Annotated in this window: 8 protein-coding genes and 2 pseudogenes; 9 read left to right on the top strand and 1 reads right to left on the bottom strand. The window is 63.3% G+C overall.

Going from position 1 to position 12,353, the window contains the following annotated elements; all coding sequences use genetic code 11:
• Positions 1-725 (top strand): haloacid dehalogenase-like hydrolase (locus tag P8Y39_02575; GenBank protein ID MEJ2191220.1); only part of this gene is annotated, 725 nt, incomplete at its 5' end.
• Here the strand turns inward: P8Y39_02575 and tkt are convergent.
• Positions 703-2,718 (bottom strand): transketolase, encoded by a 2,016-nt coding sequence (tkt, locus tag P8Y39_02570; protein ID MEJ2191219.1) that lies wholly within the window; start codon positions 2,716-2,718, stop codon positions 703-705. The genes P8Y39_02575 and tkt overlap by 23 nt on opposite strands.
• Before the next feature lie 226 nt (positions 2,719-2,944).
• On the opposite strand from tkt, the gene secA reads away from it, so the two are divergent.
• From secA to nuoH, 8 genes and pseudogenes are all read left to right on the top strand, one after another.
• Positions 2,945-5,566, top strand: coding sequence for a preprotein translocase subunit SecA (gene secA, locus P8Y39_02565; protein MEJ2191218.1), 2,622 nt, complete (start codon positions 2,945-2,947; stop codon positions 5,564-5,566).
• On the top strand, positions 5,559-6,944 hold the full coding sequence (locus tag P8Y39_02560; protein MEJ2191217.1) for a diguanylate cyclase: 1,386 nt from the start codon (positions 5,559-5,561) through the stop codon (positions 6,942-6,944). Before secA ends, P8Y39_02560 begins: the two co-directional genes overlap by 8 nt.
• A gap of 4 nt (positions 6,945-6,948) precedes the next feature.
• Positions 6,949-7,512: pseudogene (locus P8Y39_02555) on the top strand (GTPase domain-containing protein).
• Between the two features lie 790 nt (positions 7,513-8,302).
• Positions 8,303-8,674 carry an NADH-quinone oxidoreductase subunit A gene (locus tag P8Y39_02550; GenBank protein ID MEJ2191216.1) on the top strand — a complete coding sequence of 124 codons (372 nt, stop codon included), beginning with the start codon at positions 8,303-8,305 and terminating at the stop codon, positions 8,672-8,674.
• Positions 8,675-8,691: 17 nt separating this feature from the next.
• Positions 8,692-9,210, top strand: a pseudogene (locus P8Y39_02545) (NADH-quinone oxidoreductase subunit B).
• Positions 9,192-9,731, top strand: coding sequence for an NADH-quinone oxidoreductase subunit C (locus tag P8Y39_02540; GenBank protein MEJ2191215.1), 540 nt, complete (start codon positions 9,192-9,194; stop codon positions 9,729-9,731). The pseudogene P8Y39_02545 and the gene P8Y39_02540 overlap by 19 nt, the downstream one beginning before the upstream one ends.
• Positions 9,719-10,927: an NADH dehydrogenase (quinone) subunit D gene (gene nuoD, locus P8Y39_02535; protein MEJ2191214.1), complete on the top strand. Its 1,209-nt coding sequence runs from the start codon at positions 9,719-9,721 to the stop codon at positions 10,925-10,927. The genes P8Y39_02540 and nuoD overlap by 13 nt, the downstream gene beginning before the upstream one ends.
• A 395-nt stretch (positions 10,928-11,322) precedes the next feature.
• Positions 11,323-12,345, top strand: coding sequence for an NADH-quinone oxidoreductase subunit NuoH (gene nuoH, locus P8Y39_02530; GenBank protein ID MEJ2191213.1), 1,023 nt, complete (start codon positions 11,323-11,325; stop codon positions 12,343-12,345).
• The last annotated feature ends 8 nt before the right edge of the window (positions 12,346-12,353 follow it).

Genomic DNA, 12,353 nt, shown 5'->3' with positions numbered 1-12,353 from the left:
CGATGGCATATAATATGAGGATGCGGCTTGTCCTTTTCGACATAGACGGAACGCTCATCAGCACCGGCGGGGCGGGCACCAGGGCGCTGACCGCCGCCCTGAGCGAAACTCTCCGCATACGGGACGCCTTCGCGGGTATACGGATGGCCGGGATGACCGACCCCCGCATTATCGCGGAGGCCCTGCGCCGCCGCGGCATAACGGCTGACGGCTTGATGCCCCGGCTTCTGGAGTCCTATGTGCGTCACCTGGCGCGGGAGATGGCCGTCTCCAATGGCCGGTGCGTCATGCCCGGGGTGGCCGATGTCCTGACGGGCCTCCGGTCTGTGCCGGGCACGGCGGCCGGGCTTCTCACGGGCAATGTCGCCGAAGGAGCACGCATCAAGCTCGATGCCCTGGGGCTGAGCGGCTACTTTCTCCTGGATGGCCTCTCCCACGAGCTCTTCGGCGCCTTCGGCAGCGACAGCGAGGACAGAAACCTCCTGCTGCCCTACGCCCTGGACAGATACCGGAAGCTCACGGGTGTAGCGGTGAAGCCGGAAGACTGCATCGTGGTGGGCGATACGCCCCGGGACGTGCAGTGCGCCCGGCGGTACGGGACCCGTGCCGTGGCGGTGGCCACCGGCCCGTACAGCCTGGAGGAACTGAGGAAGACCGGGGCCCACCTCGCCCTCCCCGACCTCTCGGGGCACCGGGAGTTTCTCAGGACTCTTTCTTCCTGGTAGGCTTCTTCCCTGCAAGCTCCCGCGCCAGGCGGGCGATGTTCTCCGCGGTGAAACCGAACTTCTCGAAGAGGACCTTCCCGGGGGCCGAAGCGCCGAAGCGGTCCAGGGCCAGAACGCCCCCCTCCGTACCGACATACTTGTGCCATCCCAGGCTCGCCCCAGCCTCCACCGCCAGGCGGCGAGGCACCTCGGGGGGGAGGACCTCCTTCCGGTAGCTCTCGGACTGGGCGTCGAAAAGCTCCATGGAGCACATGCTGACCACCCGCGTGTGAAGGCCCTCCTCCGTGAGGGTGCGCGCCGCAGCGAGGGCGGGATGCACCTCCGAGCCGCTGGCGATGAGGATAACGTCGGGCCTCCGGCCCCCGGGCTCCCAGAGGACGTAGCCCCCCTTTGCCGCGCCGCGGGCAGGGGAGCATTCCTTCCGGTCCAGGACGGGGAGCTTCTGCCGGGTGAGAACCAGCATGGTGGGCCCCTTCGTGTTGGCCAGGGCCAGCCGCCAGGCCTCCACCGTTTCGCTGGCGTCGGCGGGGCGAATGACGGTCATGTTGGGCATGGCCCGGTAAGCGGCCAGGTGCTCCACGGGCTGGTGCGTCGGCCCGTCCTCCCCGAGGCCGACGGAATCGTGGGTCATCACATAGACGACCCGCCGGCCCATCATGGCCGAGAGCCGGCTTGCGGGACGCAGGTAATCGGAGAAGACCAGGAAAGTGCCCCCGTAGGGGATAAGCATGCCCGAGAGGGCCATGCCATTGAGGACCGCCCCCATGGCGTGCTCCCTCACGCCGAAGTGGATGTTCCTTCCCGGCCTGCCGGGCAGGTAGTCCTTGTGGCCCTTCAGATAGGTGTTGTTGGAGGGAGCCAGGTCCGCCGAGCCGCCGATAAGATGCGGCAGGGCATCGGCCAGGGCGTTGAGGACCTTGCCCGACGCGCTGCGGGTTGCCACCGGCCCGTCCTCCGGCTTGAAAGAGGGAAGCTCCCTCTCCCATCCGTCGGGCAGACGCCCCGCAACCAGGTCTTCCCGGAGGGCGGCAAGCTCCGGGTATTGGCGGCGGTATTTCTTCATCATGCCCTGCCAGGAACGCTCGGCCTCCCTGCCCCTGCCCACAGCGCCCCGCATGTGGGTGAGCACTTGCCGGGAAACACGGAAGGGCTTCTCCGGCAGGCCCAGCATGTGCTTTATGAGGATTATCTCCTCCTCCCCCAGGGGGGCGCCGTGGCAGGCGGCCGTGTCCTCGTAAGTGGGGGAGCAGTAGCCGATGCGGGTGCGGGCCAGGATGAGAGAGGGCCTTTTCTTCTCCCGCCGGGCCCTTCCGATGGCCCCGGCCACGCCCTTGAGGTCGTAGCCGTCAACGCTCTCCGTGTGCCAGCCCATGGCCTGAAAGCGGGCGGCCACGTCCTCGGTGAAGGCGAGGTCCGTGGGTCCCTCGATGGTTATCCTGTTGTCCGAGTACAGGCAGATGAGCTTTCCCAGCCCGAGGTGCCCCGCCAGGGAGGCCGCCTCGGAGGAGACCCCTTCCATGAGGTCGCCGTCACTGGCGATGACGTAGGTGTAGTGGTCCACCACCGCAAAACGGGGCTTGTTGAAGAGGGAGGCCAGGTAGCGCTCGGCCATAGCCATCCCCACCGCCGTTGCAAAGCCCTGTCCCAGGGGGCCCGTGGTGGTCTCTATGCCGGAGGGCAGGCAGTGCTCGGGGTGCCCGGGGGTCTTGCTTCCCCACCGCCGGAAGCCCTTGATATCCTCGAGGGTGATGTCATGGCCCGTAAGGTAGAGAAGGCTGTACAAGAGCATGGAGCCGTGCCCGGCGGACAGGACAAACCGGTCGCGGTTCGGCCACGCGGGGTTCCTGGGGTTATGCTTCAGAAACCTCTGCCAGAGGACGTACGCCATGGCCGCGTCCCCCATGGGCATGCCCGGGTGGCCGGAGTCGGCCTGCTGCACGGCGTCGGCCGAGAGCATCATGATGGTGTTAATGCACAGGTTGTCAATCCCCATTGATGAGCTTCCTTTTGCTCGCGGTTTTTCCGGAACCCGAAGGCGCACCACCCACGGGAGGCATGTGCAATGCGGTTGATGATTATTTCACAAGGAGCGGGTGGATTTCAAGCGGAAAGACCGGAAAGGCCGCTGAAATGCTGGACTTTTCGACCCATCGGCCCGCCCGCCGGCTCTCTGCCCGGCAGGGGATAAGGCCCCCGGGCTTCTGTTATAATAAATCGATATGGTACAGACATTGCTTAAAAAACTGTTCGGCTCAAAGAACGAGAGGGAAGTCAGGCGCCTCCTGGGCGCGGTGGCCTCCATAAACGCCCTTGAGCCGGCCGTCTCGGCCCTCTCTGACGAGGCCCTGGCGGCAAAGACGGGGGAGTTCCGCTCCCGCCTGGAAAACGGGGAGACCCTGGAGGACATCCTCTCGGAGGCCTTCGCGGTGGTCAGGGAGACCTCCAAGCGCACCCTGGGCATGCGGCACTTCGACGTGCAGCTGGCTGGAGGGATGGTCCTTCACGAAGGCAGGATAGCCGAGATGAAGACCGGCGAGGGCAAGACCCTGGTGGCCACCCTGCCGGTGTATCTCAACGCCCTCACGGGGCGGGGAGTGCACATCGTCACCGTCAACGACTACCTGGCCAGCCGCGACGCCCAGTGGATGATGCCCATCTATAATTTCCTCGGCCTCTCCGTAGGCGTCATCGTCCACGGCCTCACCGACGAGCAGCGCCAGGAGGCCTACGGCGCGGACATCACCTACGGAACGAACAACGAGTTCGGCTTCGACTATCTCCGGGACAACATGAAGTACGACATCCGCAGCTACGTGCAGCGGGAGCAGCATTACGCCATCGTGGACGAGGTGGACAGCATCCTCATCGACGAGGCCCGCACCCCTCTTATCATCTCGGGCCCGTCGGAGGACTCCACGGACAAGTACTACAAAATCAACCGCATCGTCCCGCGCCTGCGGACGGAAGAGGATTTCACCCTCGACGAGAAGACGAAGAACGCCATCCTCACCGAGGAGGGCAATGCCAAGGCGGAGGGCCTCCTGGAGGTAGGCAACCTCTACGACGCGGCCAACATGGAGCTCGTGCACCACGTGCTTCAGGCCCTGAGGGCCCACCACCTTTTCAAGCGCGACGTGGACTACGTCGTCAAGGACGGCGAGGTCGTCATCGTGGACGAGTTCACCGGACGGCTCATGCCCGGCCGCCGCTGGTCCGACGGCCTGCACCAGGCCATTGAAGCCAAGGAAGGGGTGAAAATCGCCAGTGAGAACCAGACCCTGGCCACCATCACCTTCCAGAACTACTTCCGCATGTACGACAAGCTCGCCGGCATGACCGGCACGGCCGACACCGAGGCCGAAGAGTTCGCCGAGATATACAACCTGGAGGTGCTGGTGGTCCCCACCCACATGCCCATGATACGCCAGGACCATCCCGACCTCATCTATAAGAGCGAGAAGGGGAAGTTCAAGTCCATCGTGGAGGAGATACACGAGAGGCACCAGCAGGGGCAGCCCACCCTGGTGGGGACCATCTCCATCGAGAACTCCGAGCTCCTGAGCAAGATGCTCAACCGCCGGAAAATCCAGCACTCGGTCCTGAACGCCAAGTACCACGAGAAGGAGGCCGAGATCATCGCCCAGGCCGGAAGAAGCGGCGCGGTCACCATAGCCACCAACATGGCCGGGAGGGGAACGGACATCGTCCTGGGGGGCAACCCCGAGGGGCTGGCCCGCCAGACCCTCGCGGGCAAAGAAGAGCCCACCGAAGAGGACCACGCCCAGGCCCTCGCCCAGGCCCGCACCCGGTGCGCCGAGGACAAGAAGAAGGTCATCGAGGCCGGGGGGCTTTTCATCCTGGGGACCGAGAGGCACGAGTCCCGCCGCATAGACAACCAGCTCCGGGGACGTTCCGGCCGCCAGGGAGACCCGGGCGGGTCGCGCTTTTACCTCTCGCTCGAGGACGACCTCATGCGCATCTTCGGCTCCGAGAAAATATCGGGTCTCATGCAGCGCCTGGGGATGGAGGAGGACGTCCCCATCGAAAACAAGATGATCACCCGGGCCGTGGAGAACGCCCAGAAGAAGGTGGAGGGCCACAACTTCGACATCCGGAAGCACCTCATCGAGTACGACGACGTCATGAACAAGCAGAGGACGGAGATTTACGCCTTCAGGCGGGAGATACTCGAGCAGGAAAGCCTCAAGGAGAACGTCCAGGGGATGATAGAGGACACCATGGAGGAGCTTCTGGCCATCTACTGTCCCGAGGACAAGCACCCCGAGGACTGGGACATGCAGGGACTGAGGGACTCCCTCTACGGCGTGTTCGCCTTCTTCATGGAGGACTTCCCCGAAGAAGAGCCCCCCCAGGAGTGGCTCCGCAAGGCTCTCCTGGCCCATTACGACGCCAAGGAGGCGCAGTTGGGGGCCGAGCTCATGCGGTACCTGGAGAAGATGATGATGCTCCAGGTGGTGGATGCCCAGTGGAAGGACCACCTCCTGGGCATGGACCACCTGAAGGAGGGCATCGGGCTCAGGGGCTACGGGCAGCTGGACCCCCTCACCGAGTACAAGAAGGAGGCCTTCGAGCTTTTCGCGGAGATGACCGGCCGGATAAACACCGAGACCGTGAGGCGTCTCTGCCGCATACAGGTCAGGGAGGAAAAGGAGATTAAGCGCACATCCCAGAAACAGCGCCTTGTATATAATAGAAGCGCCCAGGGAGCGGGTGCGGGTGCCCCACAGCCGGCGAAGCGCGGCAACAAGGTGGGGCGCAACGAGCCCTGCCCCTGTGGGAGCGGGAGAAAATACAAGAAGTGCTGTGGGATGAATGCCTGAGAAAACAATTTTTCTCATAGGGCCTGAACCCTCTTCCCTCCGAGAGCTCCTCGCGGCCCAGGGCTACCAGGTCCGGTGTTTTTCGTCCTCTCAGGCGGCGCTGGCCGCCCTGCCCGAGGCCGACCTCCTCATCCTGGGCCGGGACCACAGGGAGCTTTTCGAGGAGCTTACCCGGGCCGCCCGGGGAATCCCCAAGTTGGTCGTTTCCGCCGACGGCTCTACCCGCAAGCTCGGTCCCTGGCTCAGGCAGCCCCTTGCCTTCCCCGTACACGAGCCCTCGGATAAGGACATCCTGGCCTATGCGGCCCGCCTGCTCAAAGAGCATGCCCAGATGGAGAGGGCGGAGCAGATGCGCTCTTCCATGACCACGATGAAGGAGGAGCTGGCCTTCTTCGAGCAGATGAACAGGGTGCTGACCTCCTCGCGGGACATCAACGAGGCCCTCTGCACCATCATGCGCAGGGTCAAGGACCTCACGGGCGCGGAGGCCTGGAGTGTTCTGCTTGCCGACGAGAGCTCGGGAGACCTGGTCTTTGAGAAGACCGTAGGCAAAATGAAAAGAAAAATCAAGAAGTTCCGCCTCAAACCCGGTGAGGGCATAGCCGGCTGGGTGGCTCAGAAGGGTGTCCCCGCCGTGGTCTCCGACATCACCAAGGACCCCAGGTTCTCCAAGCGGGTGGACCGGATAAGCCATGTAAACACCAGGACCGTGATGAGCGCCCCCATTGTCAGCCAGGGCAAGGTGCTGGGGGTCCTGGAGCTCATCAACAAGAAAAAGGGAGACGCCTTCACGGAGCGGGACCTGGAGATACTCATGAAGTTCGTCAACCAGGCGGCCCTCGCGGTGGAGAAGATAGCCCTTCAGCAGAAGCTCGAGGAGCTGGCCATAACCGACGACCTCACCAACCTCTTCAACACCCGGTACCTCAACAGGAGCATCGAGAACGAGATACAGCGCAGCAACCGCTACAACACGAGCGTCTCCATCATCTTCATGGACATCGACCACTTCAAGGACATAAACGACACCCACGGGCACCTTGTGGGCAGCAAGGTCCTGGTGGAGATAGGCGAGCTTCTCATAACGGAACTGAGGAGCGTGGACATCGTGGCCCGGTACGGCGGGGACGAGTTCGTCATCGTGCTGCCGCAGACGACGCTGCACAACGCCCTGGCCATCGCGGAGAGGATTCGCAAGTCGGTGGAAAGCGGCGTCTTTCTTGTCGATGGGGGATATAATCTCACAATTACGGCGAGTTTCGGCGTCGCCTCCTACCCCGAGAGCTCTCGTTCCAAAGAGGAGCTGATGCGCCTTGCCGACGAATCCATGTACAACGTAAAACACCGGACACGAAACGGTGTTTATGCTATAATTTGACGCGATGGCGTTATTTAACTACGCAACCAAGGAAATAACGCTCAAGGTAGTCTATTACGGCCCTGGCCTCTGCGGGAAGACCACCAACTTGCAGTACCTGCATGCCTCCATGTCGCCCGAGAAGACTGGCAAGCTCCTCTCCCTGTCCACCGATGCGGACAGAACCCTGTTTTTCGATTTCATGCCGGTGCATCTGGGGCGCATCAAGGACTTCAACGTCCGCTTCCAGCTCTATACCGTTCCGGGGCAGGTCCGGTACAACGCCACGCGGAAGCTCGTCCTCAAGGGCGCCGACGCGGTGGTCTTCGTAGCGGACTCGCAGCGTGCCTTGAAGGAGCAGAACGTCGAGAGCCTGGAGAACATGAGGGAGAACCTCACGGCCAACAACATAGACCCCGACGACATCCCCGTGATCCTTCAGTACAACAAGCGCGACCTCCCCAACACCCTCAGCCCCGGGGAGCTGGACCAGGACCTGAACGCCGGCGGGAACACGGCCATCCACGCCGTTGCCGTCGACGGCACCGGCGTGGAGGAGACCTTCAAGCTGGTAACCCGCCGCCTCCTTGACCACATATCCAGGAAGCACAACGTCCAGATAGAGCCCCCTGCGGGCGGCGACACGGCAGAGGCGGCCGCTCCCGCCGAGCCCGCCAAGAACAGGCCCATCCACATAGCCGTGGAGGACCGCGGGGCCCGGGCCCTTCACGACCAGCCGGCATCCGTGGAATCCCTCCTCTCGGAGGCGGAAATCGAGAAGGACCTCCTCGAGGCCAGCATGTCCGCCGAAGAGGAGCCGGCAGCAGGGGAGGCGTCCTCCTGGGGCGGCTTCCCCGAAGGCACCCTGGAGTCCGCGGGAGGCGCCCGGGGGAACGAAAGCGGGGGCAACGACGCAGCGGGCGGGCCCGGGGACGGGACCCTGGGGGAAGGCCTCCCCGGCGGGGACGAAACGCACTTCCCCTGGGATACGGCCGAGCTTGAAGACGTCCGCACGGAGCTCGAGGACATGCTCTCCGCAGGGCCCCCGAAGGGTGCCGGACCACGTGCCGCTCCCCGGGCTTCGGCCCGCGGCGGCGGCCCGGGGGCAAGGGAGGCGCCCCCCGAGCTTTCCGGGCTCCTGACCCGGGTGCTCGAGGAGCTCAGGGAGACCAAGGAGCAGCAGAAGAGGATTCTCAGCTCCCTGAAGACAATCGAGCTCGCCCTCCTGAAGTCGGGCAAGTCCGCCGCCACGAGGGGTCAAGGCCGTACGGGCCTTTGAGAAGGGCCTCCGGGCGCGCCCGGAGGAGACGCGCCTTTTTTGCTTCGCCACGCCAGAAACCCGTTGACACGCTCCCACCTTCTCACGTATAGTTATTCCCATGCCGGGAACCTATATTCCATCGGCGTACCTGCCGATACTGATATTCATGTTCGTGGCCACGGCTTTCGGCTTCGGAGCCCTCCTCATAGGGGCCCTTTTCCGGCCGTCCCGCCCGTACCCGGAGAAGCTCTCCCCGTACGAATCGGGCAACATCCCGGTGGGTGAGCCGCGGCAGCGGTTCTCCGTGAGTTTCTATGTCATCGCCATGCTCTTCGTGGTCTTCGACGTGGAGGCGGTATTCCTTTACCCATGGGCAATCGTCTTTGACAAGATAGGCATGTACGCCTACGTCGAGATGATACTGTTCATCGCCATTCTCCTGGTCGGCTACCTCTACGCATGGAAGAAGCTGGCCTTCAGCTGGGATTGAAAGGAGGTGACAGCCAAATGGTCCTGGACAACACCGGCGCCGTGGAGGTCGAGAAAGGCCTCAAGGTCATACCCGGCGCCAACACCATCATCGCCACCCTGGACAAGATAATCGACTGGGGGCGTCTCTCCTCTCTCTGGCCCATGACGTTCGGCCTGGCGTGATGCGCCATTGAAATGATGACGACGGGATCGTCACACTATGACCTGGACCGTTTTGGCGTCCTCTTCAGGGGTTCGCCCCGGCAGGCGGACTTCGTGATAATCGCGGGCACCGTCACCAAGAAGATGGCTCCCGTGGTGCGGAGGGTCTACGACCAGATGCCCGAGCCCCGGTACGTGATATCCATGGGGAGCTGTGCGTGCACGGGCAACATCTACCAGAGCTATTCCACCGTGCAGGGCGTGGATTCCTTCCTCCCGGTGGACGTCTACGTGCCCGGCTGCCCGCCCCGTCCGGAGGCCCTTCTGGACGGCATCGTGAAGCTTCAGGAGAAAATACGGCAAGAGCATCTCAGATGGAACCACTTCAGTTAGCCGACAAGCTCAGGGCGCAGTTCCCCGAGGACGTCCTGGAGGTCACGGAGTTCCGGGGCCAGGCGTCCGTCATCCTCAAAAAGGACCGCATCGTGGAGGTCTGCCGGTGGCTCCGTGACGAGCCGGAGCTCTCCCTGGACCACCTCCGGGACATCACGGCGGTGGACTGGCTCGGCAGAAAGCTCCCCCGCTTCGAGGTCGTCTATCACCTTTACTCGCTCAAGCACCGGCACATGATACGCCTGAAGGCCCAGGTCTCCGAGGAGGACTGCTCCATCGACACGGTCACGCCGCTGTGGAGCGGGGCCGGCTGGCACGAGCGGGAGTGCTACGACCTCTTCGGGGTCGTTTTCACGGGACACGGAGACCTCAGGCGAATACTCCTGCCGGAGGACTGGGAGGGACATCCCCTGAGAAAGGATTATCCCACCATGGGCCCGCCTCCCGAGCAGGAGTGGCCGGGCTTCAAGGAAGTGCTCAAGAAAGCGGAGACGTACAAGGAGTTCGAATGGGAAAGGTAGAGGAGACCCCCAGCCCGGCCGTCGAGACCAAGGAGCTCACCGTCAGCGTCGGCCCCCAGCACCCCGCCACCCACGGCGTGCTCAGGGTGGTCCTGGACCTCGACGGAGAGAAGGTGGTCAAGTGCACCCCCTACGTGGGGTACCTGCACCGGGGGACGGAGAAGCTGGCGGAGGGCAAGACGTACCTGAACGCCCTTCCCCTCTCGGACAGGCTGGACTACATCTCCTCCATGTGCAACAACGTGGGCTACTGCGTGGCCGTGGAGAAGCTCCTCGGCGTGGAGGTCCCCGAGCGGGCAAAGTTCATCCGCACCATGTGCGCCGAGATGACCAGGATATCGAGCCACATCATCTGGTTCGGCACCCACGTCCTGGACATCGGAGCCACCACGCCCTTCCTTTACAGCTTCCGCGACAGGGAACGCATAATGGACCTCTTCGAGATGCTCTGCGGGGCCCGGCTCACGGTGAGCTACCCCCGCATCGGAGGCGTCAGAAACGACGTGAGCCAGGAGTTCCTGGACACGCTCTGGCAGTTCACCGAGGAGTTCCCGAGCAAGATGGACGAGTACGAGGTCCTCATAGACCAGAACCGCATCTGGCTTCAGCGCACCAAGGGAGTGGGCGTCCTCACGGCCGAGGAGGCCGTCGACTGGGGCATGACCGGGCCCATGGTCCGGGGCTCCGGCGTACCCTTCGACATCCGGAAGTATGAGCCCTACGATGCCTACGACCAGGTGGAGTTCGACGTGCCCACCGGCACGGCCGGGGACGTCTACGACCGGTACCGCGTCCGCATGCTGGAGATGAGGCAGTCCAACCGCATCATCCGGCAGTGCATCGAGAATCTGCCCCGGGGCCCCATTCTGGCCCCCGATGCGCCGAAGTTCACGCTTCCGGCCAAGGACAACGTGATGAAGGACATGGAGTCCCTCATCCATCATTTCGTCCTCATCACCAAAGGGCCCATTACCGCCCCGCAGGGCGAGGTATATGCGGCCACCGAAGTGCCCAAGGGCGAACTGGGCTTCTATTTCATCAGCGACGGCACCGGCAGGCCGTACAGGATGAGGCTGCGCTCCCCGTCCTTCGTGCACGCCTCGGTGCTGCCCAAGCTCTCCGAGGGCAGTCTGGTCGCCGACGTCATCGCAAACATCGGGACCATCGACATCGTTCTGGGGGAATGCGACCGCTGAGCCCCGCCGGCACGGCGGGGCCTCCAGAGCTTGAGGATTGAAGCACAGGTTTGCGCCCGGCACGCGGGGGGTGCCGCTCCGGGCCGAAGAAAAGATATAAACGAACACGGGGGGAGGGGGTCTCTTGCAGACCCCCGAAATGCGTCTCCCCGATGGAAGAAAGCGGCCGTCTTATTATTGACAAGACCCGTGCGCTCCGCATAACATCCGGGGGCGCAGGGCGGAGGCGGCCCTTTCGCCCGGTGCGGGCAGGCGTTTGCCCGGGCTTTTTTCGGATGCGTGCGGGGGCTGGACTTCTGATGTGTTTTGAGTATAATAGAGTGCTTTGCGGCCCCGGTTTAGCGTGCCGATAGCGGGCGTACGAATCGAGAAGCTCAACGGACAAGGACACGGGTATGGACCACGTTAACATATTCGAGTTTCTCTTCCCCCAAGGCATCTTTGACCTCACCATCCGCATCCTCATCATCCTGCTCGAAATAGCCCTGGTGCTGGCCGCGGTGATGGCCCACGTGGCCTACGCCACCTACTTCGAGCGCAAGACGATAGGCCACATGCAGGTGCGCCTCGGCCCCAACCGGGTGGGCTGGCGCGGCCTCCTTCAGCCCATAGCGGACTTCGTGAAGCTGTTCTTCAAGGAAGACATCATTCCCGAGCGCGCCGACAAGCCCATTTTCTACGTCGCCCCCATCATCTCCATTTTTGCGGGCATGTCCACCCTGGCCGTCATGCCCTTTTTCCAGGGCTTCGCCATCGCAAATATAAACATCGGGCTCCTGTATGTTTTGGCCATGTCCTCCCTGGGGGCTTACGGCGTGGTGATGAGCGGATGGGCGTCGAACTCGAAGTACTCCTTCCTGGGAGGGCTCCGGTCCTCGGCCCAGGTGATAAGCTACGAGATAGCCCTCGGCCTGAGCCTCGTGGGGGTCATCATCATGGCGGGCTCCCTCAACCTTGCCGACATCGTCAAGGCCCAGGAAGCCTATCCGACAAAGGCCTACGTCATCCCGCAGTTCCTGGGCTTCTTCGTCTTCTACGTCGCGGCGCTGGCCGAGACCAACCGCACGCCCTTCGACCTTCCGGAGGCCGAGAGCGAGCTGGTGGCCGGCTATTTCACGGAGTACAGCGGCATGCGGTTCGCCCTTTTCTTCGTGGCCGAGTACCTGGGGATGATCATCATGTCCATCATGGGGGCCCTGTGCTTCCTGGGCGGCTGGAACGGGCCCTTCGCCGTGCCTTACGTTCCCTTCTTCTGGCTGCTCGTGAAGGTGTACGCTTTCATGTTCCTGTACTACTGGATCCGGGCCACCGTGCCCCGCTACAGGTACGACCAGCTCATGGGCCTGGGCTGGAAATTCCTGATACCCCTGGCCCTCCTGAACATCGTGATAACAGCCACGGTCAAGATACTGGTCTGAGGAGGAGA

Source organism: Nitrospirota bacterium (genome assembly GCA_037386965.1).
Taxonomy (GTDB): Bacteria; Nitrospirota; Thermodesulfovibrionia; order Thermodesulfovibrionales; family JdFR-86; genus JARRLN01.
The sequence above is the reverse complement of the archived record's forward strand: the minus strand, read 5'-3'. Positions and strand labels throughout refer to the sequence as shown.

Bases quoted from the DNA above. Each gene is read 5' to 3' on its own strand.
- tkt (MEJ2191219.1), bottom strand. From the start codon at position 2,718: ATGGGGATTGACAACCTGTGCATTAACACCATCATGATGCTCTCGGCC.
- secA (MEJ2191218.1), top strand. From the start codon at position 2,945: ATGGTACAGACATTGCTTAAAAAACTGTTCGGCTCAAAGAACGAGAGG.
- P8Y39_02560 (MEJ2191217.1), top strand. From the start codon at position 5,559: ATGCCTGAGAAAACAATTTTTCTCATAGGGCCTGAACCCTCTTCCCTC.
- P8Y39_02550 (MEJ2191216.1), top strand. From the start codon at position 8,303: ATGCCGGGAACCTATATTCCATCGGCGTACCTGCCGATACTGATATTC.
- P8Y39_02540 (MEJ2191215.1), top strand. From the start codon at position 9,192: ATGGAACCACTTCAGTTAGCCGACAAGCTCAGGGCGCAGTTCCCCGAG.
- nuoD (MEJ2191214.1), top strand. From the start codon at position 9,719: ATGGGAAAGGTAGAGGAGACCCCCAGCCCGGCCGTCGAGACCAAGGAG.
- nuoH (MEJ2191213.1), top strand. From the start codon at position 11,323: ATGGACCACGTTAACATATTCGAGTTTCTCTTCCCCCAAGGCATCTTT.